Origin of the sequence: Novosphingobium aromaticivorans DSM 12444, from assembly GCF_000013325.1 — a bacterium.
GTDB lineage: Bacteria > Pseudomonadota > Alphaproteobacteria > Sphingomonadales > Sphingomonadaceae > Novosphingobium > Novosphingobium aromaticivorans.
The window spans coordinates 2,816,348-2,837,499 of record NC_007794.1 but is presented as its reverse complement, the minus strand read 5'-3'; the positions used below and the strand labels follow the sequence as shown (position 1 = coordinate 2,837,499).

General features: G+C 65.7%; 19 protein-coding genes. 11 read left to right on the top strand and 8 right to left on the bottom strand.

Going from position 1 to position 21,152, the window contains the following annotated elements:
- Positions 1 to 47 precede the first annotated feature (47 nt).
- From SARO_RS13225 to SARO_RS13185, 9 genes are all read left to right on the top strand, one after another.
- Entirely contained in the window at positions 48 to 1,931 is a 1,884-nt protein-coding gene (locus SARO_RS13225; protein ID WP_041550381.1) for an AMP-binding protein, read from the top strand.
- Positions 1,932 to 1,962: 31 nt separating this feature from the next.
- Positions 1,963 to 2,298 carry a DOPA 4,5-dioxygenase family protein gene (locus tag SARO_RS13220; RefSeq protein ID WP_011446263.1) on the top strand — a complete coding sequence of 112 codons (336 nt, stop codon included), beginning with the start codon at positions 1,963 to 1,965 and terminating at the stop codon, positions 2,296 to 2,298.
- A 103-nt stretch (positions 2,299 to 2,401) separates the two neighbouring features.
- Positions 2,402 to 2,677 (top strand): hypothetical protein, encoded by a 276-nt coding sequence (locus SARO_RS13215; RefSeq protein ID WP_041550379.1) that lies wholly within the window; start codon positions 2,402 to 2,404, stop codon positions 2,675 to 2,677.
- Positions 2,674 to 3,309, top strand: coding sequence for a hypothetical protein (locus SARO_RS13210; protein WP_143004863.1), 636 nt, complete (start codon positions 2,674 to 2,676; stop codon positions 3,307 to 3,309). Before SARO_RS13215 ends, SARO_RS13210 begins: the two co-directional genes overlap by 4 nt.
- Positions 3,310 to 3,379: 70 nt before the next feature.
- The gene (locus SARO_RS13205) at positions 3,380 to 4,102 is read left to right on the top strand and encodes a response regulator transcription factor (protein ID WP_011446261.1); all 723 of its coding nucleotides are present in this window, start codon (positions 3,380 to 3,382) and stop codon (positions 4,100 to 4,102) included.
- Positions 4,099 to 5,409, top strand: a complete 1,311-nt coding sequence (locus SARO_RS13200) for an ATP-binding protein (protein WP_011446260.1) — start codon at positions 4,099 to 4,101, stop codon at positions 5,407 to 5,409. Before SARO_RS13205 ends, SARO_RS13200 begins: the two co-directional genes overlap by 4 nt.
- A 125-nt stretch (positions 5,410 to 5,534) precedes the next feature.
- Complete coding sequence (locus tag SARO_RS13195) at positions 5,535 to 6,227, top strand: carbonic anhydrase (RefSeq protein WP_011446259.1); 693 nt, start codon at positions 5,535 to 5,537, stop codon at positions 6,225 to 6,227.
- Positions 6,224 to 7,762, top strand: coding sequence for a SulP family inorganic anion transporter (locus SARO_RS13190; protein WP_011446258.1), 1,539 nt, complete (start codon positions 6,224 to 6,226; stop codon positions 7,760 to 7,762). The genes SARO_RS13195 and SARO_RS13190 overlap by 4 nt, the downstream gene beginning before the upstream one ends.
- Before the next feature lie 233 nt (positions 7,763 to 7,995).
- A complete protein-coding gene (locus SARO_RS13185; protein WP_011446257.1) occupies positions 7,996 to 8,841 on the top strand; it encodes a TorF family putative porin in 846 nt (281 codons plus the stop codon).
- A gap of 64 nt (positions 8,842 to 8,905) precedes the next feature.
- Here SARO_RS13185 and SARO_RS13180 read toward each other — a convergent pair whose 3' ends face one another.
- From SARO_RS13180 to SARO_RS13170, 3 genes are all read right to left on the bottom strand, one after another.
- Entirely contained in the window at positions 8,906 to 9,307 is a 402-nt protein-coding gene (locus SARO_RS13180) for a group II truncated hemoglobin (RefSeq protein ID WP_011446256.1), read from the bottom strand.
- A 74-nt stretch (positions 9,308 to 9,381) separates the two neighbouring features.
- Positions 9,382 to 10,194, bottom strand: a complete 813-nt coding sequence (locus SARO_RS13175; protein ID WP_011446255.1) for an alpha/beta fold hydrolase — start codon at positions 10,192 to 10,194, stop codon at positions 9,382 to 9,384.
- Between the two features lie 27 nt (positions 10,195 to 10,221).
- Positions 10,222 to 12,645 carry a TonB-dependent receptor gene (locus SARO_RS13170; protein WP_011446254.1) on the bottom strand — a complete coding sequence of 808 codons (2,424 nt, stop codon included), beginning with the start codon at positions 12,643 to 12,645 and terminating at the stop codon, positions 10,222 to 10,224.
- A 210-nt stretch (positions 12,646 to 12,855) separates the two neighbouring features.
- Here SARO_RS13170 and SARO_RS13165 point away from each other — a divergent pair, with 210 nt between their 5' ends.
- Positions 12,856 to 13,773 carry a helix-turn-helix domain-containing protein gene (locus SARO_RS13165; RefSeq protein WP_176929331.1) on the top strand — a complete coding sequence of 306 codons (918 nt, stop codon included), beginning with the start codon at positions 12,856 to 12,858 and terminating at the stop codon, positions 13,771 to 13,773.
- Between the two features lie 31 nt (positions 13,774 to 13,804).
- Here the strand turns inward: SARO_RS13165 and SARO_RS13160 are convergent, their stop codons facing one another.
- The 3 genes from SARO_RS13160 to SARO_RS13150 are packed head-to-tail and all read right to left on the bottom strand — an operon-like array spanning position 13,805 to position 17,916.
- Positions 13,805 to 15,265, bottom strand: coding sequence for an aldehyde dehydrogenase (locus SARO_RS13160; RefSeq protein ID WP_011446252.1), 1,461 nt, complete (start codon positions 15,263 to 15,265; stop codon positions 13,805 to 13,807).
- Between the two features lie 7 nt (positions 15,266 to 15,272).
- Positions 15,273 to 16,598 carry a glutamine synthetase family protein gene (locus SARO_RS13155; RefSeq protein ID WP_011446251.1) on the bottom strand — a complete coding sequence of 442 codons (1,326 nt, stop codon included), beginning with the start codon at positions 16,596 to 16,598 and terminating at the stop codon, positions 15,273 to 15,275.
- Between the two features lie 52 nt (positions 16,599 to 16,650).
- Complete coding sequence (locus SARO_RS13150; RefSeq protein WP_011446250.1) at positions 16,651 to 17,916, bottom strand: cytochrome P450; 1,266 nt, start codon at positions 17,914 to 17,916, stop codon at positions 16,651 to 16,653.
- Between the two features lie 146 nt (positions 17,917 to 18,062).
- On the opposite strand from SARO_RS13150, the gene SARO_RS13145 reads away from it, so the two are divergent.
- Positions 18,063 to 18,935, top strand: coding sequence for a 3,4-dihydroxyphenylacetate 2,3-dioxygenase (locus tag SARO_RS13145; protein ID WP_011446249.1), 873 nt, complete (start codon positions 18,063 to 18,065; stop codon positions 18,933 to 18,935).
- 69 nt (positions 18,936 to 19,004) lie between these two features.
- Here SARO_RS13145 and SARO_RS13140 read toward each other — a convergent pair whose 3' ends face one another.
- Both SARO_RS13140 and SARO_RS13135 read right to left on the bottom strand, forming a co-directional pair.
- The gene (locus tag SARO_RS13140; protein WP_011446248.1) at positions 19,005 to 19,847 is read right to left on the bottom strand and encodes a type 1 glutamine amidotransferase; all 843 of its coding nucleotides are present in this window, start codon (positions 19,845 to 19,847) and stop codon (positions 19,005 to 19,007) included.
- A 35-nt stretch (positions 19,848 to 19,882) separates the two neighbouring features.
- Entirely contained in the window at positions 19,883 to 20,911 is a 1,029-nt protein-coding gene (locus SARO_RS13135; protein ID WP_011446247.1) for an AraC-like transcriptional regulator QhpR, read from the bottom strand.
- Between the last annotated feature and the right edge of the window lie 241 nt (positions 20,912 to 21,152).

The following is a 21,152-nucleotide window of genomic DNA, read 5'->3' as shown; positions in this document are numbered from 1 at the left end:
GTTTGGTCCGATACCCGCTCCAACCGTTTGAAGAGTCGGGTGAGGACATGAGCGAAGCATACGACCGGGCATGGCAGGCCAGCATCACCGATCCGCAGGCTTTCTGGGGTGAAGCTGCCAGGGCGCTTGACTGGACCTCGCCCCCGTCCGCCACTTTCACGCAAGACGACGGCTGGTTCCCCGGCGGAACGCTCAACACCGCATACAACTGCCTGGACCGCCACGTTGAAGCGGGGTGGGGCGATGCCATCGCGCTGGTCTACGACAGCCCCGTCACGGACACGATCCGCCGCTATTCCTATTCCGAACTTCTCGCCGAATCCGGCCGCGTCGCCGCCATGCTAGCCGCGCTCGGAGTGGAGAAGGGCGACCGCGTTATCATCTACATGCCGATGATCCCCGAGACGGTATTCGCCATGCTTGCCTGCGCGCGTCTCGGCGCGATCCACTCGGTCGTGTTCGGCGGTTTCGCACCACTCGAACTGGCCAAGCGCATTGACGACGCGGCGCCGAAGGTTCTGCTGACTGCGTCCTGCGGCATTGAGGGCGCTCGCACCATTGCCTACAAGCCGATGGTCGACGAAGCGCTCGAACTCGCCCACCATGCGGTTGAGCGCGTCGTCCTGTTCCAGCGCGAGCGCCACCGCGCCGACGTGATCGAACCGCGCGACATCGACTGGGATGTCCTGCGTGCCGATACTGCGAGCGATCCCGTTCCGGCACCCGTGCCTGTCGCTTCGGCGGACCCGCTCTACATTCTCTACACTTCCGGCACGACCGGCACGCCCAAGGGCGTTGTCCGCGAGAACGGAGGGCATGCCGTCGCGCTCGCCTGGTCGATGCGCAACATCTACGGCATTGGCGCGGGCGATACCTTCTGGGCGGCCTCGGATGTCGGCTGGGTCGTCGGTCACAGCTACATCGTCTATGCTCCCCTGCTGGTCGGCGCGACGACCGTGCTGTTCGAGGGCAAGCCCGTCGGTACGCCCGATCCCGGCACGTTCTGGCGGGTCATCGTTCGACATGGCGTGAAGACCTTCTTCACCGCGCCCACCGCCATCCGCGCAATCCGCAAGGAAGACCCCGACGCGACTTTCCTGGCCCGGATCGGCACCGGCAAGTGCGAGGCCATTTTCCTCGCGGGCGAGCGCGCCGATCCCGATACGATCGGCTGGCTCGAGGACAAGTCCGGCCTCCCGGTCATCGACCACTGGTGGCAGACCGAACTCGGCTGGCCAGCCATTGCCTCGTGCTTCGCGCTGGGCGACGTGCGCCGCAAACGCGGCAGCGCCGGGCTCCCGGTGCCCGGCTATGCCTTCGCGATCCTCGATGAATCCGGCCACCCGGTTCCCGTCGGGCACAGCGGTGCGGTCGTGATCAAGGCTCCGCTCGCTCCCGGCGCATTCCGCACGCTCTGGAACAACCACGCAGGCTACGCCAGGAACTTCGCGACCTTCGACGGGTACTATGAAACCGGGGACGCGGGCTTCATCGATGAAGAGGGCTTCGTCCACATCATGGGGCGTACGGATGACATCATCAACGTCGCCGGGCACCGCCTTTCCACCGGGCAGATGGAGCAGATCGTTGCCGCCGTCGACGGCGTTGCCGAATGCGCGGTGATCGGCGCGGACGATGCGATCAAGGGCATGGTGCCCATCGCCTTCGTCGTGCCCCGCGCGGGCTTTGACGGCGACGCCACGCTCGCAAAGCGGGTGATCGCCGCCGTGAGGGCGGAACTGGGCGCGGTCGCGGCGCTCAAGACCGCGTTCGTCGCCTCCGGCCTGCCCAAGACCCGCTCGGGCAAGATCCTGCGCAATCTCCTGCGCAAGATCGTCAACGGCGAGGAATGGACTGTGCCGCCGACCATCGAGGACCCGGCGGTCCCCGCCGCGCTGCATTCGCTCGTCCGGCAGCACGAGAGCGCTTGATCCCTTGGCCGGGGTGGGGCAGGCACGAGCCATGCCCCATTTCCCGGACTATCACGCCCACGTCTATTTCGACCCGGAAGAGGCCGAGGAAGCCGGCGCACTGTGCAAGGCGATGAAGGATTCCCTGGGAATTGCCATGGGCAGGGTCCATTCGCGCCCGGTCGGCCCACATCCGCGTGGGTCATGCCAGATGACGATCCCAGCCGATCGTATCGGCGAGGCGCTGGAATGGATGATGCTCAATCGCGGGCGCTTTACAGTGTTCTGCCACGGCAACAGCGGTAACGACCTTGCCGACCACACCGCCCATGTCATGTGGCTCGGCCCCAGCGAAGCGCTCGACATCAGCCAGTTTCTTCCTCGCTGACGACCTTTTGCAGTTCAGCAACATTTTGTCATTGCCGCGCCCATGATGCGCAAAGTGCGATGGCCAGTTCTTGCGGGAACCGAACACCAGACGGAGCCCCGCCATGCTGCTTGCAACGCTTATCGCCGCCGCTCTCCCCATCTCGGCTGCTGCACCCGCGCTGGGCACCGCCTGGGCGGTCACCTGCGCCGCGGCTCCGGGCCGTCCGGCCAACTGCCTGCCGCACAAGGACGCGCGCGAGGCGGCACCGCGCCACTCGGCCGCCAGCCGCATCGTCTGCCATCCCGATCCGACCAAGAGCATCCACTGCTTCAACCAGAAGGCCCGCAAGGCCGCAGAGCAGCGAGCCGAAGCCGCGCGCAAGGCGGACGAGGCGTGACCCGCGCGAACCCGCGCCGCCGGTCGCTCGCCCTGGTCGCCGGGGCCGCTTTCTGCGCCGTGGCGAGCCAACCGGCTGCTGCCCTCGATCGGCTTCCGGCCGGCCTTGCTGCATTGGACCCGGCCCACTTCGCCGAGCGTGTCGACGTCCAGCGCCGGGAGGATGGTGCACTGGTTCTTTCCACCGCCAACGGCTGGACCGGTGCCCACGATGTGAAGGGCGCCCATGCCCGCGACATCCATTTGCGCGCCGTGCTCGCCCCCTCCCGCTCCGGGCAGGCCATCCAGGTCTGGCATGAACTGGTCTACGAAGGTTCGCATCTCGATTTCCGCACTGCCACGCTGGAGGTGGGTGGCCGCCGGCACGTCCTCCCGTTGTCCGGCGTGGAGCATTGGGAAGAGGATTGCCCAGGCCCCGACAGTGTCGGCAGGTGCAATCTGCACTCGCGCATCTCGGTCGATCTCCCTGTCGGGATGGCGCGCGAAATCGCCGCCACCTGGCCGGGCAATGGCCGTGTGCCCGCGCGCATCCGCTTCGAGGACCCGCATGGAAACACGGTGACCAGCGGGCTGGCCCCCGCCGAAGTTGCCGGCCTTCTCAAGGTCTTCGACGTTCACGGCGGGCAGAGCTGACCTTCAACCTTGGCAGCGCGCGCGTGGGAACCTATCTTGCTCGCCGCTGCCGCAATTCTTCCGGGATCTCATGCAATCTCCCTCGATCGTACTGGTTGAAGATGACGGGCCGCTGCGCACGCTGACCGCACGCGCGCTGCGCGAGAACGGCTACACCGTCCGCACTGCCGCAACCGGCGCCGAAATGTGGGTCGCGCTGGAAAGCGAGCCTGCCGATCTGGTCGTGCTCGACATCATGCTGCCTGGCACCAGCGGCATCGAACTGTTCCGCCGCCTTCGCCGGCAGAGCGACGTACCCATCATCTTCGTTTCCGCTCGCGGCAGCGAAGAGGATCGCGTACTCGGTCTCGAACTTGGCGCCGACGATTACCTGCCAAAGCCCTTCAGCACGCGCGAACTGGTCGCCCGCATCGGCGCAGTCCTGCGGCGCGGCCAAGTGAACGGCACCGACACGTCCGGCGATACGGGCAGCCGCAGCGGCGACATCCGCTTCGAAGGCTGGACCGTCTCGATGGCGCGGCGCGAACTCCATTCGCCGAGCGGCGCGATGGTCGACCTGACCGGAGCGGAGTTCGATCTCCTCGCGACGTTCATCAGCCAGCCCCAGCGCGTACTTGGCCGCGAGCGATTGATAGAGCTCTCTCGCACCCGGCTGGGCGACAGCTCGGATCGCAGCGTCGACGTCCTCGTCAGCCGCCTCCGCCGCAAGCTGTCCGCTGCGGGGGGCAATGCACCGATCGTCACGGTGCGCGGCGTTGGCTATATGTTCAGGGCCGAGGTCGCGCGCAGTTGACCTTCCTGCGCAGGTCCGGACTGCCCGAGCGGCTGCTGGCGATCCTGCTGCTGGTCGCTGGCGTGGATTTCGCCGCGAATACCCTGCTGTTTGACCGCGCCAGCCGTTTTGCCCTGCGCGAGGACGATGCCGCGCGCGTCGCCGAGCATCTCGTCATCGCCAGCCGCGCGATCGAGCGCACTCCAGCGGCCGAGCGCGAGAAGATCACTCGCGAACTCAGCACGCCGCGTTTCTCGCTGCGCTGGAGCGAGCGCGGGCCGCGACCCGCGGGCTCGGTGGCGCTCGGCACCATGCGTGAGCAGATTCTCGACATTACCGGCGAGTTCGACCACGCCGACCTGCAACTTCATCTCAAGCCGCTTGGCAGTCCGGGGAACGTTGTCGGCTCCGTACTGCTCTCGGATCGCAGCGTCCTGACCTTCCAGACTTATGCCAGCGATGCCTGGACGCTGAACGCGGGCCGCATCGCCACGCTGCTTCTGCCAACGCTCGTCCTGGTGGTGCTGGCCTGGGTGCTGTTCCGGGCAACCCTGGCGCCTCTGGGCGTGCTTGTCCGGGCCACGCGCAAGGTCGGCTCCGACACGCCGGAAGCCGTGGCAGAGCAGGGGACCGACGAGGTGCGCGAGCTTATCCGCGCCTTCAACCAGATGCAGCAGCGCATCCATCGCTCGATGACCGACCGGATGCAGTCCATGCTGGCGATCGGGCACGACCTGCGCACGCCGCTCGCCCGCATGCAGCTTCGGCTGGAAAATGCCGGGCTCGATGCCCAGACCCGCGACGAGATGGCGGTCGACCTTGGCGAGATGCGCCACATGCTGGAATCGCTCCAGGCCTTCGTGGAAAGCGGCGGCTCGCGCCTTCCGGCCGAACGCGTCGACGTCGCAGTCATGGCCCAGACGCTTGTAGATACGGCAGCCGATGAAGGCCGCGATGCATATTTCCACGGTCTCGAAAGCCTCGAGATCATGGCTCGCCCGGTCTCGCTTCGCCGCGCGCTGTCGAACCTTCTCGAAAACGCGCTTCACTACGCGGGCAATGTCCACGTCACTGTGCGCCGCGATGGCGACATGGCGGAGATCGTGTTCGAGGACGATGGCCCGGGCATTCCGGAGGACCGGCTCGACGATGTCCTCCAGCCCTTCGTGCGGCTCGACGTGGCGCGCAAGCGGGATACGCCGGGGATGGGGCTGGGCCTGCCCATCGTCAGCAGGGCGGTGAAGCTTGAAGGCGGAAGCCTCGACCTGCGCAACAAGCCGGGCGGGGGGCTGGCGGTTACGGTCCGTTTGCCTTGTGCGACTAGCTGAATCTCAAAGAAATATTTCGTAACCTTGGCGCCCAAGAGAGGCAAAGGCGAAGAGTTACCTTGGTTCACAATCGCGGCATCCCTGTCGCGGTCAACCGCTCCGTTCTCGGAAAAAGGGTGACTATTGTGAACGAACTGATCGGCCGCGTCTTCAGCTTCGAGAAGACCGTATTCCCTGACAGCCGCGAGCTGTTCGGCAAGCTTTCCACCCAGGGCCAGTCGCCAAAGGCGCTGATGATCTCCTGCGCGGATTCGCGCATCGTGCCTGAACAGATCATGCAGGCCGAACCCGGCGAACTCTTCGTCTGCCGCAATGCGGGCAACATGGTTCCACCGTTCGCGACCATGAACGGCGGCGTCTCCTCGACCGTCGAATATGCGGTCGTGGCGCTCGGCGTGCGCGACATCATCGTCTGCGGCCATTCCGATTGCGGCGCGATGAAGGCGCTGGCAGCGCCGGAATTGCCGCAAGGCATGCCCAACGTCGTCGCCTGGCTGCGTCACGGCTCAGCTGCGGAGCATGTGGTGTCGAGCTGTTCTCCGCACCTGCACGGCAACGAGCGCGTGCGCGCGGTCAGCCTCCAGAACATCATCGCCCAGATCGCGCATCTGCGCACGCATCCCTCCGTCGCCGCAGCCATCGCGCGGGGCGAAATGGCGCTGCACGGCTGGTTCGTCGATATCAGCGCGGGCATGGTTCTCGGCCTTGATGGCGACACCGGCCAGTTCGTGCCCCTGCGCGAGGATCGTTCGCTTCCTGTCGCCCTGCCGGCACAGCCGCGCGCCGCGTCCGAACCCCTGGTCGAGGCTGCGGAATGAGCACCGCCGCCACGGCCGCGCAAGCCGAGGGGAGCGGACCGTTCCGCTTCCTCGCACGCGATTTCACCGCGTCCATCGTCGTGTTCCTGGTGGCAATGCCCCTGTGCATGGGCATCGCGATCGCCTCGGGCGTGCCGCCTGAAAAGGGTCTCGTCACCGGCATCATAGGCGGCATCGTGGTCGGCGTTCTGGCCGGCTCGCCCCTCCAGGTAAGCGGCCCGGCCGCGGGCCTTGCGGTCATCGTATTCGAATTCGTCCGCGACAACGGCCTGTCCGCGCTGGGCCCGGTCCTGGTGCTGGCCGGTGCGCTCCAGTTCGTGGCGGGTGTGGCGCGCCTTGGCGGCGTGTTCCGCGCGATCTCGCCGGCGGTCGTCCACGGCATGCTCGCCGGCATTGGCGCGCTGATCGTCATCGGCCAGTTCCACATCCTGTTCGACGCCAAGCCGATGTCGAGCGGGATCGAAAACCTCGCGATGATGCCAGCCCGGGTGCTCGGCCTGACCCCGTTCGACCTGCGCTCGACCGAACTGGCGCTGATGCTCGGTCTCCTGACCATCGGCACGATGATCGCCTGGGACAAGCTCAAGCCGTCGAAGGTTTCGCTCGTACCAGGGGCGCTTCTGGGCGTTCTGGCCGCGACTGCCGTCGCGTGGGGCGCCGGGCTCGACGTGGCGCGCATCACCGTGCCGGATTCGATCGCCGCGGCCTTCGCACTTCCCGATGGCGGTTTCCTCGGCCCGCTGACCCAGCCGTCGCTGATCGTCTCGGCCATTGCCATCGCCTTCATCGCAAGCGCCGAGACGCTTCTCTCCGCCGCTGCTGTCGACCGCATGCACGATGGCGTGCGTACCGACTACAACAAGGAGCTGCGGGCACAGGGTATCGGCAACCTGCTTTGCGGCGTCGTCAACGCGCTGCCCATGACCGGGGTCATCGTGCGCAGTTCGGCGAACGTGCAGGCGGGCGCGAAGACGCGCTGGTCCGCTGTTGCGCACGGCGCATGGATCCTCGGCTTTGTCGCGCTGCTGCCCTGGCTGCTGCGGGAAGTGCCCATGGCTGCACTCGGCGGCGTGCTGGTCGTGACCGGCTGGAAGCTGGTCAGCCTCAAGCACGTCAGCCACCTGTTCCGCGCCCACGGCGTGATGCCGGCGCTGATCTGGGTTGCGACGTTCCTGCTCGTCGTGACGACCGACTTGCTTACCGGCGTGCTTGTCGGCCTCGCGCTTTCGGCACTGGAACTTCTGCCGCATGTGCGAAACCTGCGCTTCCGCGTCGGGGAAAAGCCGGCGGGCGAAGCGGTGCGGCTGGAACTGGAAGGCGCCGCGACCTTCCTCGGCCTTACCCGGCTGACCACTGCTCTTGAGCAGATCCCGCCGAGCAAGTCTGTACACGTCGACATGGGCGGTGTGCACGCGATCGATCACACGACCGCGGAAATGCTCAACGAATGGCTGTCCCGTCGTCGTTCGCGTGGGGACGAGGTGACCGTTACCGGCCCCGCGCCGATCCTGAAGTCCCTGGCCCACGCGGCCTGATCAACGCCCGGACCAGTCCCACCCGGGCAATCGCCGGGCAGGCCGTGACCCCCTCTTGGTGCCTGCCCGGCGATTTTTGCATTGCAGCAACAGACACACTTCATCACGAAACGGAAATGTAGAGGCAAGATTGGCGCGGTAGGGTTCAATCTCTGCTCCGACAGTGCCCCAATGAGAGGCCCTGCGCGGCAGACGCAGGTGGAACGTGATAATCCTTACAGGGAGCGTTCCATATGAAGATCCGTCTGGCTGCAGCCTTGGCCCCCGTCATGGTCGCTGCGTTCGCCACTCCGGCCATGGCCCAGGACGAAGAGTCCGGCCCGATCACCGTTTCCGGCAGCGCCGCGCTCGTTTCCGACTATCGTTTCCGCGGCATCTCGATGACCGACAAGGAAATGGCCGTCCAGGCCGGCGCCACCGTCAGCCATGAAAGCGGGTTCTATGTCGGTACCTGGGGCTCGAACCTCGCCGGCTGGGGGACCTTCCTCGGCTCCAACATGGAACTCGATGTGTTCGGCGGCTACAAGACCGAGGTCGGGGGCGTTGGCGTCGATGTCGGGCTGACCTGGTACATGTATCCGGGCGGTCTCGACAACACCGACTTCGCCGAGCCCTATGTCAAGCTTTCCGCGCCCGTCGGCCCGGCCAGCGTCCTCGTCGGCGTAGCCTATGCGCCCAAGCAGGAAGCGCTTGGGCAGTGGTACAACTCGGGCGCGTCGGCGCTGACTGGCGTCTACGACAATCCCGGCGCCAAGGCCGATAACGTCTATCTGTGGACCGACGTGTCGACCGCCATCCCCGACACCGGCATGACCCTCAAGGCCCACCTCGGCTACACCAATGGCGGCAACAAGGGCCTTGGCCCCCAGGGCACCTCGGTCTCGCCGACTGGCGAATACCTCGACTGGATGGTCGGTGCCGATTATGCGCTCGGCCCCGTCACGCTGGGTGTCAGCTACGTCGATACCGACATCAGCAATGCCGAGGCGGCCTATCTCACGCCGAACTTCTCGTCGACCAAGGATGGCTCTTCCATCGCCGGTTCGCGCGTCGTTGTTTCGGCCACCGTTGCCTTCTGATCCCACGCTCCTGCGAGCATGACGACTGCCCTCCTTTCCCTTGCGGAAGGGAGGGCTCTTGTTTTCAGGAACCGGCGATGTCGGGCTTGTTGCCCATGTGCCAGGCCAGCCCCTCGACCTTTTCCATGATCGCGTCGGCCAGCGGTGATGCCGGTATGGTCTCGCTCCAGGCCTGGCGGAAGCACAGTAGCCAGCCTTCCACTTCCTCCCGGCCGATGGGCGCGATGAAGTGCCGCATCCTCAGTCGCGGGTGGCCATACTTGTCGGTGTAGAGCGGCGGGCCGCCGAGCCATCCGGTCAGGTACTCGAACAACCTTTCCTCCGCCCGCTCGAGCGAGGGCGGGTGCACCGCACGGCAGGCCGCCGCGCCCGGCAGTTCATCCATCAGGCTATAGAACCGGCCGCACAGCGCGCGGATCGCGGCCTCGCCGCCGAAGGCTTCGTAAGGGGTGCCGGGCACGGTCATTGCAGGCACTGCCCCTAGCCGTTGGCACTGACGCGGACAACCTCGGGCAGCAGTACGCGGCGCGCGGTCCTTCTTCAGGTCTGCATGAAGTCGTGGAGGCGCCGGTTGAATTCGTCCGGTTCCTCGAGGAAAGGGCAGTGGCAGCTCTCTTCGAACACAGTCAGCGTGGCCTGGGGAATGCGGTCGGCGATATACTGGCCTGCGGCCACCGGCACCAGCTTCTCGTCCCCGCCCATGCAGATCAACGCGGGCACGTCGATGCGTGGCAGCAGTTCGCGGTAGTCGCGCATGGTCTGGTCGAAAAAGATGGCGCTCGCGATGGCCGGGTCGACCGCCGCAATCTCGCGCGCGATCCAGGCGACCTGATACTCGCTGGGCCGGTGCTTGAACATGAGGCCGATCAACTGTTCGATCACCGCGCCATAATCGGTCTGGATCAGTTCCATCATGCCGGCCAGCATCGGCAGGTCGGCAAATCCGAACTCGTAGCCGGGCCATTTGAAGTCGGCGGGATATTCGTCGACGATGGCGATCCGGGCGATGCGGGCGCTTCCGAACTGGGACAGGTAGTCCCAGACCACGAAAGCGCCCATCGACCAGCCCACCAGCGTCACGTCGCGCAGGTCGTAAGCCTCGATGATCCTCGCTATGTCGCGCGCGTACTGCGGTACGGTATGCCCCGAACTTGCGAAGGGCGACCGGCCGTGGCCCCGCAGGTCGGGCACGATCACGTCGGCGAAGCGGCTGAAGTATGCCATCTGCGGTGCGAAGAACCGCGACGACATCATCACCCCGTGGACGAACAGCACGGGCTTGCCGCTACCCTGCCGTTCGATGTGGATCTTGGCATCGTCGAGCGCGAAGAGTTCGCTGGCGACAGTGGTCATCGGGTAGTCCCGCCCTGCTCGTGTGCTTCAGAATTCCAGCGCAAGATCGAGGCCGATCGTGCGCGGGCGGTTGCGGACGATGCGGGGGCGTCCATAGGCTTCGGCCGCAAGCGTGCGGTTGTCGCCGAAGACGGCGTCCTCGTTCGTCAGGTTGTCGACGAACAGCGTGACGGTGTAGCGGTCGCGGCTCAGCCCCAGGCGCGTATTGAGCAGGGTGTAGCTGGGCCTGGTGCGGGGGTTTGCGGCATCCACCACGCGGCTGATGCTGCTGCCGACGTAGGCGAGGTCGCCACGGACGAACATTTCCCATTCGCTGTCGAGCGCGAACCGGTAGTCAGCGTTCGCCGATGCGGTCCATTGCGGCACCTGCTGGATGCGGTCGCCCTTGGTGACGAGCCCCGGCACCGTCTCGCTGAAGCGCGAGTCCGTGTAGCCAAGGTTGACGCCCAGCGTCAGCCCGCGCACCGGATGAAGTGCCGTCTCGAGTTCGAAGCCCTTGCTGCGCGCCGCGCCGATGTTGGCCACGAAGTCGAAGCCGCATTCCAGCAACACCCGCTGCTGAATGTTCGAGAAGTCGATGTAGAACGCCGCGGCATTGACCGTCGCCACACCCCCGCCGAGCGTCGATTTAACCCCGGCTTCGTAGCTCCACAGGCTGTCCGACTGGAAGGTCGTGGCGTCGTCCGGGTTGATCCCCAGCGCCTGGGCCTGCGCGGGGCAGCCCAGGCCCGAAGGCAGCTCGCTGTTCGCGCCCCCGATGCGGAAGCCTTCCGCCGCCGAGGCGTAGAGATTGACGTCTTCGCTGGCCTTGAACTCGGCCAGGAACTTCAGGTTGACCCCGTGCTCCTTGCTCCGAAGCGGCCCCACGCTCACGCTGGAGCCCACCGCGAAGCCCTCCTGAAAGTCGGTGAACCGCGTCTTCACGTCGAAGTAGCGCGCGCCGACCGTAAGGGTGAGCCGGTCCACCGGCTTGATCGACGCCTCGCCATAGGCGCCGAACTCCTTGACCTTGAACCGGCTGTCGGACCGGAAGATGAGGTCGCCGAACCCGGTGAACCCGCTCGCGGCAACCCCGCCGTTGAGCTGGGTGGAGAATATCTCGTCGAAGCCGGGCGCGATGTTGTCCGGCGTGAAGGCCTCGCGACTGTCCGTGTCCTGGTAGAACAGGCCCGCGGTGAGCTGCAGCGGGCCCTTGAAGTCCGACACGAACCGCAATTCCTGCACGAAGGTGCGGAAGTCCAGGCGCTGATGAATGGGCGACTGGACGGCAGCCGGCTCCGTCGGCAGGCCCGCGCTCTGGAGGATCGGGCCGAGCAGCGTGAACGAGATGAACTCGCTGCTGTCCTCGGTCTCCTGCGTCCGGCGATTGAAATACCCGGTCGACGATGAGACGGTGCCGAACCCAGCGTCATAGGAGATGCCCAGGCTTGCCTGGACCCACCGGTCGGTTCCGCCCTCGGCGATGTCGAACAGGCGGTTCTGGGTAAAATCGTCGGCTTTCAGCACGGTGGGGCTGGTTTCGCTGTCCGGGTCGAACGCGAAGTCGGCAAGCGGGTAGCCGTCCAGCTTCGTCTTCTGCGCCATTAAGCGCGCGGTGATGTCGAGATCGGCGGCCGGCCTGATCCGCAGCGCCGCCATCCCGCCGAAGGTGGTCTTGTCGTCGACGTTCTTGCGCACGATCGCGCTCCCGCCGGTCAACCCGCTGCCCGAGGCCGCCGCAATGCCAGGCGAGGCGATCGGGCCGACGACACGGTCGAAGATGCCGCTTTGCCGGTCATAGTAGCCCGAAAGGCGCACCGCTGCCTGTTCGCCCACCGGCACGTTGATCGCTCCGTCGGCGGAAAGGTTCAGGTCCCCCTCCTTGACTGTCGAGATCCTGGCGTGAGCCTTGCCGCTCAGCCCGTCGAACTCGGGCTGCTTGGTGATCATGCGCACGGTGCCGCCAAGGCCACGCGCGCCGTAGAGCGTACCCTGCGGCCCGCGCAGCACTTCGATGCGCTCCACGTCGAGCACCAGCGGGCTGACGGAAGGATCGAGCGGCACGTCGTCGATATAGAACCCGGTGGTGTTGAGCCCCTCGATCCCGCGAATGGAGATCGAGCGGTTGGCGAGCACGCCGTCGTTGGTCGCGCCGAAACCCAGGTTCGGGATCGACGGGGCAAAGCTCTCGATATCGGTGGCGCCCCGGGCGGCAAGCTCCTCGCCGCCGATCGCGGTGATGCTCAGCCCGACGTCCTGGAGCGACTGCGCCCTTCGCGTGGCCGTGACCACGATCGTGTCCACGTGATAGTCCGGTTCCGTGCCCGAGGCCTGCTGCGTGCTGCCATCCTGGTCCTGCGCGCGTGCCGCGGTCGGCGCCGCCAGCATTGCCATCAGCATGGCGCTGCCCATCATGAGTACATGCGCGGTCGATCGGGGACCGTGCCGGTTGGTGCGAGGTATTGTGATCATCTGGCTCACCCGATAAGAATTTGCTTGAAACAGTCCGGACCGTCCCCCCTGGCGCAGTCCTCGTGTGCTGAATCTAGCAAAGATGGGTAATTCGGGTGATCCGGATCACGCGCTGCGCTTGCCTGTTACTCGTCTTTTTTTCCTTTTTTGAAGAGTGACTTGCCGCTCATGTATCCAGAATGCGCAAAGCTTCCGACTTTTCTCAGGACAGTGCATGAAGATGTCGATGCGCAGGCCAGAAGCCTCTTCACGCTCGACCAGAACTACATGCAGGTCGATCCGGGGCCGTTCTGCGGGACCATGGCCACCTGCGATTTCGGCACCGGCCTCGTCGTCTCGTTCGAACAGGTGAACAAGCGCGTGCTGCAGGTCGCGGCTGTTCCTTTCGGCACCGCACAGGTCGCGCTGATACTCGAGGCGGGCGAGCCGACGACCCACAACCAGGTCGGGCGGATCCGGAACGCGGGGGTAGTCATGGCCCCCGGTGCCGAAGCGCGCCTGAGCGCGGGCGCCAACACCCGCGTCTGCCTGATTTCCATCGCCGGAGAGGCGGCCGATCACCTGCGGTCACGTTACAACTTCGATCCCGACAGCTTGCGCGCAGACATCTTCCTCGATCCGGCGGAAACCACCGCGCTGCGCGGGCTCGTGACCGAGGCCTACCAGCGCTTCAGCAGTCCCCAGGCCGACAGGTCATTCGACCAGGCAAGCGCCGCCGCCTTTCACGAGGCGGTGCTCAGTGTGACCGCGTGGACATGCGCCAGTTCGGCCAGGACGCAGAACCAGCACCGCGTCGCGGGGGATTGCCGCACCACTGCGCTGACCGCCGCGATCAGGCTGATCGACCACAACCTTCACAACCCGGTCACCGTCGAATGGCTCGCCAGGACGCTGGGCGTCAGCCGCCGGTCGCTCGAACAGGCGTTCGGCGAAGCTTTCGACACCTCGCCCGGCCGCTACATCAAGGTGCTGCGGCTCAATTCGCTGCGCCAGATGCTGCGCGATCCGTCCAATGCCGAGGTCAGCATCGGCGATCTGGCCGCACGCTGCGGGCTTTGGCACCAGGGGCGGCTCGCCAGCGAGTTCCGCGAACTGTTCGGCGTCCTGCCCTCCGAAGCGCGCGGTTAGTCGGCCATCCGGCTATCGCGGGGCTGCAGTTTCAGACGACGCTCCCCTCCAGGATTTGCAAGGTCTTGAGGTCGGAGTGGAAGTCCAGGGCATAGTCGCCGCCCTCGCGGCCGATGCCGGAAATGCCGATGCCGCCGAATGGGGCGGTAAGATCGCGCACGAGGAAGGTGTTGACCCACACCGTGCCGCCGCGGACCTGGCGTCCGACCCGCTCCGCCCGCTCGGCGCTGCCGGTGTAGACGATGCCCGAGAGCCCGTAGGCGGTGGAATTTGCCAGCGCCACGCCTTCCGCTTCGTCGCGAAAGGTCTGGAAGGTCAGGACGGGGCCGAACACCTCGCTCTGGACGACTTCGCTCTGGTTGTTCTTCGGCTCGATCAGCGTGGGTTCGATCCAGTTCGACCCTTCCTTCCACAGCCTTCCGCCACGAACGATGGCGTCACCCGCCGCCCGCGCCCGCTCGATGAAGCCGAGTACGCGCTCGACATGAACGGGATGGATCAGGGCCGACATGGTCGTCGCGGCATCGCGGCTGTCGCCCATCACGTGGGCGTCGGCATAGGCGTGGAATTTCGCGAGGAATTCGTCCTTCACGCTTTCTTCCACGATGATCCGGGTGCCGGCCATGCACACCTGTCCGCTGTCGTCGTACTGGCCCGCCGCCTTCTTCGCCGCCGCATCGATGTCCGCGTCGGCAAAGACCAGCAGCGGCGACTTGCCGCCAAGCTCGGCGGTTAACGGCACAATGTTCTCGGCTGCGGCCTTGCCGATTACGCGGGCGGTCGGGACCGACCCGGTAAAGCTGATGCGCTTGATGCGCGGATCCGAGGTCAGGGCATTGCCCAGTTCCGCGCCCAGGCCCTGCACGATGTTGAAGACACCGGCCGGGAAGCCTGCTTCCTCGATCAGGTCCGCCAGGATCGAGGCCGAAAGCGGCGACCAGTCGGCCGGCTTCAGGATCACCGTGTTCCCTGCCGCCAGCGCGGGCGCGCATTTCCAGGTGGAAAGCATGAACGGCGCGTTCCACGGCGTGATGATCAGAGCCGGCCCGGCTGGCATCCGGATGACGCGGTTCAGCGTTCCGCGCGACGACCACACCCGCTCTTCATGCCCGGTGGCAAGATCGGCGTAGTTGCGGAAGTTGGCGGCGCCCCGCAGGATCACGCGCAGACGCAGGCTTTCCAGCAGCATGCCCATGTCCAGGCACTCGATCATGGCCAGCTTCTCGACATTGGCCTCGATCAGATCCGCCAGCCTGTGGAGGTAGGCGCCCCGCTCTGCGGCGGAAAGCGCCGCCCAAGCCGGAAAGGCGTCGGTCGCGGCCTGCGCGGCCTGAGCTGCGGTGGTCACCGTTCCGCGCGAAATGTCCGCCAGCTTCCAGGACCAGTCGAACGGGCAGCGCGTTTCGAAGGTATAGGGCGATGACACCCGCTTGCCGCCGATGAAATGATCGGGCGAAACGGGAATGCCGGCAATGTCGATGCGTTCGCGCATGGGGACCTCAGACGTAATGCAGGTAGTAGGCGAGTTGTTCGGCCTCGCTCAGGTCGCCGACGATCCGCACTTCGTCGCGCTTGATCGCGACGAAGTTGGCGACGAGGTCCGCGCCCACGGCATATGCCAGAGCCGTGTCCGCCTCCAGCGCATCCAGAGCGTCGGACAGGCAGTGCGGTGTGTGACGGTCGGTGTTGATAGTCTCCAGCCCGTCGTTGGTTTCCGGCTCGGGCAGGTCGTAGCCGTTCTCGAGGCCGAGCAGCGCGGCCTGCAGCATGGCTGCCATCGCGAAGTATGGGCTGGCGGCGCAATCGGCCATGCGGTGCTCGATGCGTGCTGCTGGGCCTGTCTCGGCCGATACTCGCACGGTTACCGAGCGATGGTCGATGCCCCAGTTCGCCCAGTATCCGGAAAGGCTGGCTGGCTGGAGGCGGGCATAGCTGTTGGTTATCGGCGCCATGATCGCGGCAAGCGCTTCGTGGTGGCGGATCAGCCCGGCGATGCAGCCCTTCATTTCGGGTGAGAGCGTACCGGTCGCGACGTCGTTGGCAAAGACGTTGCCGCCGTCGTCCTTGGTGAAGCTCAGGTTGAAGTGCAGGCCGCTGCCGCTTTTCTGCGCAAATGGCTTGGGCAGGAACGACAGCAGGTAGCCTCGTTTATACAGCACTTCGCGCGCCATCTGGCGGAAAAGGAAGGCATCGTCCGCCGCCTTCATCGCGTCGGCATAGCGCAGCGTCAGTTCGAACTGCGGGGCGTCGAACTCCGCGTTCATCGATTCCACCGGAATGCCGCACGCCTCGGCAGTGCGCCAGATCTCGTCGATCAATCCCGCCGGGTCGGAGAACGGGCCGGTGCCATAGACGAAGGCGCCGGGGGTGTCATAGGGCACCCAGCCGCCATCGGCGCCGCGCTGGAAGACATAGGCTTCCATCTCGATGCCCACCATCGGCTCCAGCCCGCGCGCGCGCCAGGCGTCGATCGCGCGTTGCAGCGCGCTGCGCCCGCACAGCGCGAAGGGTTCGCCCTTGAAGCGCAGGCTGCCAAGCGCGATCTTCGTGCCCGGGTCCCAGGACGGCCGCAGTGCCTGCGGGTCGAAGGTGACCTCCATGTCCGGCAGGCCGTCGAGCATCCCCCCGCCGGGAGCGGCGACCAGCGCCTTGTCATAGGTCACGGCAAAGGTCCCCACGCACATGCGGGTGTGCCCCCGCGCGGCATCCGCCATCGGCACGTACTTGCCGCGCGCGAGGTTGAGCTGGTCGGCGAACAGGACGCGGCATCGCTCCGCAGCAAGACCTTGCGCGAACTGAGCGTCGATCTTCGGCATGGTGTTCATGTGTCTCCCCAGGTCGCTTCCGCTTTTTCCGGCAGTCCTTTGCGGACTGCGTTCAGCGGGCGACAATGCGAACCGGCAGGTGCTTGATGCCGTGAATGAAGTTTGACCGCAGGTAGCTGTGCTCCGCGACCTGCTCGATGCTGGAGAGGCGCTTGGCGAGTTCCTGCATGACGATCGCGACCTCGAGCTTGGCCAGCCACATGCCAAGGCAGATGTGCGGGCCGCCCTGGCCGAACGAGAGGAACGGGTTGCGTTCCCGGCGAAGGTTGATCGTGTAGGGATCGAGAATGGCGGTCTCGTCGCGGTTGCCCGAAATGAACCACAGCAGCACCTTGTCGCCAGCCTTCACGTGCCGGTCGTGGAAGGTGAAGTCGCGGGTGGCGGTGCGACGGAAGTGCGTCGTGGGCGAGGCATAGCGGATCATCTCGTCCGCGGCTGCTTCCCAGCTCGTGAAGTCGCCGTCCTTCAGCGCCTGCAACAGGTGGGGGTTGTTGGCGAGCGCGTGGATCGTCGCAGAGATCGAGTAGCGCGTCGTGTCGTTTCCGGCTGCGACCAGAAGGCAGAAGAAGTTGCGGAACTCGTCGCGGCTCATTCGCGTGCCGGTGCTGGTCGGCTCGCGGACAAGGTTCAGCACCCCGATCTGTTCGCCCGCGTCCATCCGGTCGAGCAGGCCGTTGGCATAGTCGAACAACTCGACCGCCGCAGGCGAGCGGAACGGCAGCATCCGGTAGGCTTCCGTATCCACCTGATCGACCACGAAATCGGTATAGTCGGGGTCGGAGTTGGAAATCAGCGCGTCGCCCTTTTCCACCAGCCACGGCCCGTCTTCCTGCGGTACGCCCATGATCTGCGCGAGCATCTGCATCGGCAGGCGTCGCGCGATGCGGTCGACCGCGTCGAACTCGCCCTCGGCCAGCGCCACGTCGAGCAGGTCGGTCACGATCTTGCGGATCTGGTCCTCGAAGCCGGCGACGGTGCCTTTCGAGAAGGCCTTGGAAACCAGCGCACGGAAACCACGGTGGTGCGGCGCGTCGGTTTCCTGGAAGGTCTTGCGCGCCTCGTATTCCTCCTCGGTCTGGTCCTCCATGCGGATGCCCTTGGCCGAGGACAGGAGGTCCGCCTGTCGGTTCAGTTCGAGGAGATCGGCATGGCGCGTCACCGACCAGAAGCCGCGATCGCCGTTGACCATTTCGGACCACGCCATCGGGTCCTCCCGGCGCATGCGGTCGAAAGTCGCGAAGGGCGCGCCCTCGTTGAACGCGTCGAGCGATGACAGGTCGACGTTGGGGTTGGTCGAGCGCGAGAAGGGAAATTGCATCTGGTCCTCCAGTCCTGATGCGGTGCTAGTCCCGGCGAGGCGCGGGGGACTTGGCATAAGCGGACAGACTCGACGGGGGCTATTCAGGTCGGCCGGACTTGCGCCTAACAGGATCGGCGATCCTCAGGACAAGGAACGCGATCACCATGGGCGAGATCATCGGAGCCGGCATCGTCGCGCACGCGCCGACCATCATGATGTCGAAGGAAGACCGCTTCGAGCTTAACGAAGGCAAGGAAATCAGCCTTGTACCGGGCCTGCATCGGCTGAAGGCCGAAGTGCTCGACGTGCTGAAACCCGACACCATCGTGCTGTTCGACACGCACTGGTTCACCATCGTCGAATTCTGCATCGCCGCGCACGGCAGGCGGACCGGGCTCTACACCTCGGACGAATTGCCGCGCGGAATGAAGCAGATACCCTACGACCTGAAAGGCAGTCCGGCGCTCGCCCACGCGATGGCGGAACGGGCGACCGAGGCCGGGGTACGCACCACGGCCATCGACGACCCCTGGCTTCCGATCCACTATCCCACTGTAAACCTTTCCACTTTCCTTCAGGGAGAGGAGGAGTGGGTCTCCGTCAGCCACGCCTATTCGGGGGAGCCGGACGACTTCCTGAAGGTGGGCGAGGGGATCGGCAGGGCGATCGCGGAATCCGACAAGCGGGTCGTTCTCATCGCCAGCGGATCGATGAGCCACCGGTTCTGGCCATTCAGGCAGATCCCGCTGCACGAAGCCTCTGATCCCGTTCACATTTCCAGCCCGGAGGCGCGGGAGGCCGACATGGAGCGGTTGCGCTGGTTTGCCGAAGGCAACCATGCGCAAGTCATTGATACGATGCCCGATTACTTGCGCCACGCGCCAGAGGCCCGCTTCGGGCACTACCTGATGATGGCGGCGGCATGCGGCGGACGCGGCTGGAAGGCGAAGGGGCGGCAGTTCTCGGACTACGAGAACGCGACCGGGACCAGCCAGGTCCACGTCTGGTTCGACAAGCCGGACGGCGGCTGGAACTAGGGTACAGGAAAGGGGGCGCGAGGCCCCCTTTCCGTTGTCCCGTGTGCATCCAGGTGCCTTTAGGTGCTTTTAGGTGCCGTTCAGGACTCGGCTCTCGATCCAGGCGATGATCTCCGCCGCGCGCTGCCGCGGGTCCAGCACGTCGGCGTCGATGCCCAGTTGCCACGCCAGCCCTGCATCGGTCGGATCCTGCGCCAACCGCGCGATCTTGTCGCGGTAGGCGACGAGTTCGGCCTCGTTGGAAAAGAAGCCCTGCGCGATCATGTCGGCGGCATAGAGGGTGTAGAGCTGGACGAGCTGCGCGAGGTCGAATTCGGGATGGTATTGCACTGCCCAGACTTCACTCTGACCCAGCGGGATCACCGCGGCCTGCACCAGACTGTGGCCGTTGGACGCGAGCAGCGTGGCGCCATCGGGCATCCGCACGACTTCGTCGTAGTGGATGCAGGGCGCATCGAAAACGTGCTGCTTCGCGCCGAACATGGGATGGGCGCGCCCGGCATCGTTGAGCGCGATCTTGCGCGCGAAGCCTACCTCGCGACCCCTCGGATTGTAGGCCACCTCTCCGCCCGCCGCCATGACCGCGATCTGCAATCCCCAGCACGAACCGAAGATCGGCAGTCCATGTTCGGCCGCCTGGGCCACGAGGGCGATCTGGTTGGTGACCGCAAATTCCCGGTCGTATGCGTGCAGCGACGAGCCGGTGACGACGAACCCGTCGTAGTCGGCCCAGGATCGGTCGTGGGGAATCGCCTCGCCTTCGTCGGCGCCGTTCAGCACGTCCAGTTCGATCCGGGGGAAATGCGCGGCAATCGCCTGTGCGTAGATCTCGCTCGAACTGCGCACGCCCAGTTCGCGCCCCCTGGCGCGCTTGTCGGCGGTGTTTCCTTCGAGCAGCAGCAATCGGGTCATGGGATCGGCCTTGGATAGTGACTTGTCTTGGGGTTTCAGTGCGCGGTCTGGTTCAGCCGTGCCCGCCAGGCGTGGGGCGAGATGCCGCTCCAGCGGTGGAACGCGCGGGTGAAGTTGCTGTGTTCGGCATAGCCGAGCCGCAGGGCGATCTGGGCGATCGAAAGGTCGGGGCGGGTGCGGAACTCGAACACCGCCTGCCGCATCCGGCATTCGTCCAGCACCTGCTGGAACGAGCTGCCTTCCTCGGCGAGCTTGCGGCGCATGGTGCGGCTCGACATGCCGATCTCGCGCGCGATCCGTTCCTGTTCGATGGCATGGGTGTTGAGATCGCGGAACACGACCTGTGCCAGCCGTTCGACCAGCGGCGTGCGGCGGCGCTGCGCCACAATCTCGCCCGAAAGGCCCCTGATATCGGCATCCGGCCCCTGGACCTGCGGCAGCGCCAGGTCCAGCATCTGGGCGGGAAAGCGGATCTGGTTGGAATCGGCGCCGAACGTGCAGGGCGCACGCAGGACCTTGCCGATGTCGCCGCGCATCTCGTGGCTTTCCGCCTCGAATGCGAACTCGATCTTGTCCCAGGCCCCGCGCGTTCCGCGCCGGATGATCTGGCCGATGATGCCGAGCGAGAACATCGCGTCGTGGTGGCGCGGCCAGATGTCGGGATCGAGGATGCGGTAGCTGACCGAGGCCATGTCGTCCTCGCGCTCCAGCCGGATATCGGTGCAGTCCTGCAGGAGCGCGAAGTAATCGACCAGCCGCCGCAGCGCCGTGCCGACCTTCCCGGCCGAATTGACGGCTGACCCGATGGGGCCGAGCGACGCCAGATCATAGTGCACGCCGGCGAGCCACGGAATGGCGACATCGCGGGTTTCGCGCACGACATCTTCGGAAAAGCGGACGAATTCGGCAAGCGGCATGGATGAAGCCGGAGCCATGATCGTCGCCTCGCACGGATTTGCGCAAGGCGCCGGACGTTCCGGAATGGCAAGGGCAGTGGTGGTCCTTCCGGCCAGGATTCCGTCCCAGCCATCAAGCGCAGCCGTACGCACAGTCGCTCGCGACATAGTAAATCTCCCCGGTCGCCACTTGGGTGGCATTCTCGTTGTGGAAGGAGCCTATCGATTCGCCGGAAGCAGTTATTGATCGAAAACATCAAGAATTGATCGAAATGTCGCCCCGGCCGAAAAGGGTGCGCGGCGCGTTGCATTGACCGTTCCTGCCAAGCGCCCGACGATCCGGCGTGGAATCTTCTTCCATCACCGCGCCTTTTGCGGAAGGTCGATCCCGGCGGTGGAAGGGTCTTCA

Bases quoted from the DNA above. Each gene is read 5' to 3' on its own strand.
- SARO_RS13225 (WP_041550381.1), top strand. From the start codon at position 48: ATGAGCGAAGCATACGACCGGGCATGGCAGGCCAGCATCACCGATCCG.
- SARO_RS13220 (WP_011446263.1), top strand. From the start codon at position 1,963: ATGCCCCATTTCCCGGACTATCACGCCCACGTCTATTTCGACCCGGAA.
- SARO_RS13215 (WP_041550379.1), top strand. From the start codon at position 2,402: ATGCTGCTTGCAACGCTTATCGCCGCCGCTCTCCCCATCTCGGCTGCT.
- SARO_RS13205 (WP_011446261.1), top strand. From the start codon at position 3,380: ATGCAATCTCCCTCGATCGTACTGGTTGAAGATGACGGGCCGCTGCGC.
- SARO_RS13190 (WP_011446258.1), top strand. From the start codon at position 6,224: ATGAGCACCGCCGCCACGGCCGCGCAAGCCGAGGGGAGCGGACCGTTC.
- SARO_RS13185 (WP_011446257.1), top strand. From the start codon at position 7,996: ATGAAGATCCGTCTGGCTGCAGCCTTGGCCCCCGTCATGGTCGCTGCG.
- SARO_RS13180 (WP_011446256.1), bottom strand. From the start codon at position 9,307: ATGACCGTGCCCGGCACCCCTTACGAAGCCTTCGGCGGCGAGGCCGCG.
- SARO_RS13175 (WP_011446255.1), bottom strand. From the start codon at position 10,194: ATGACCACTGTCGCCAGCGAACTCTTCGCGCTCGACGATGCCAAGATC.
- SARO_RS13170 (WP_011446254.1), bottom strand. From the start codon at position 12,645: ATGATCACAATACCTCGCACCAACCGGCACGGTCCCCGATCGACCGCG.
- SARO_RS13160 (WP_011446252.1), bottom strand. From the start codon at position 15,265: ATGCGCGAACGCATCGACATTGCCGGCATTCCCGTTTCGCCCGATCAT.
- SARO_RS13155 (WP_011446251.1), bottom strand. From the start codon at position 16,598: ATGAACACCATGCCGAAGATCGACGCTCAGTTCGCGCAAGGTCTTGCT.
- SARO_RS13150 (WP_011446250.1), bottom strand. From the start codon at position 17,916: ATGCAATTTCCCTTCTCGCGCTCGACCAACCCCAACGTCGACCTGTCA.
- SARO_RS13145 (WP_011446249.1), top strand. From the start codon at position 18,063: ATGGGCGAGATCATCGGAGCCGGCATCGTCGCGCACGCGCCGACCATC.
- SARO_RS13140 (WP_011446248.1), bottom strand. From the start codon at position 19,847: ATGACCCGATTGCTGCTGCTCGAAGGAAACACCGCCGACAAGCGCGCC.
- SARO_RS13135 (WP_011446247.1), bottom strand. From the start codon at position 20,911: ATGTCGCGAGCGACTGTGCGTACGGCTGCGCTTGATGGCTGGGACGGA.